Below are 747 nucleotides of genomic sequence, written 5' to 3'. Positions count from 1 at the left end.
TCAATTGATAGCCGATCAGTGCGACATACAGCGTCATCAGCGTGGTGAGCACCGCAGCGAAGTTGCCCCCGCTCTGGAACAGCCCATCATAGCCAGTGTGGACCCGCGTGCGCACCTGACAATCGGTCCCGCGCAGCAGCGCATGGACCAGATGGACATCGGGCGGGGCGGCGGGACAGGCGTTCGACATGGCGGTCAGGCCAGCAGCCGTGGCAGCCACTGCGCCGGATCGTCGCCAACCTCGGCGCGGATCGCATCGAGGCGGCGCACGCTGCTTTCGCGGCCCGACAGGATCGTCAGCAAATCAGGCATACCGCCCAGATTGAGGCGGGCGATCACACTGTCATTGCCATGCTTTATCAGGAAGCAACGCGCCGTGTCGGGCAGCGTGCGGATCAAGTCGAATTCATGCGCGGTCAGGCCGAAGCCGTCGCAATAATCGACCGCCTGCGCCTTGGGGTGGACCATGACGATCTGCGTCGCGGCCTGTTCGATGATCGCACTGGAAATCTGGCTCGCCAGCGCGTCCGATGCGCTTTGGGTGCAGAAACCGACGATGCCGTTGCGCTTGCGGATCGTCTTTTCCCAATCCTTGATGCGCAGCACGAACGCGGGATCGTCGAGCGCTTTCCAGCCTTCATCGATCACGATGATGCTCGGCGTGCCGTCCAGCCGCTGTTCGACGCGGTGGAACAGGTACATCATCACCGGCGTGCGCGCAGCGGGATCGTCGAGGATCTGCGTCAT

General features: G+C 63.2%; 2 protein-coding genes. Both read right to left on the bottom strand.

The genetic code is table 11. The features are described from left to right. On the bottom strand, positions 1 to 190 hold a 190-nt coding region (locus tag AACY45_RS27190; protein ID WP_339548516.1), incomplete at its 3' end, for a hypothetical protein. A 5-nt stretch (positions 191 to 195) separates the two neighbouring features. Continuing rightward, positions 196 to 747 (bottom strand): TraG/VirB4 family ATPase (locus AACY45_RS27185; RefSeq protein WP_445261227.1); only part of this gene is annotated, 552 nt, incomplete at its 5' end.

The sequence above is a fragment of the Pseudomonas sp. RA_35y_Pfl2_P32 genome, from assembly GCF_963970735.1.
GTDB lineage: Bacteria > Pseudomonadota > Gammaproteobacteria > Pseudomonadales > Pseudomonadaceae > Aquipseudomonas.
The sequence above is the reverse complement of the archived record's forward strand: the minus strand, read 5'-3'. Positions and strand labels throughout refer to the sequence as shown.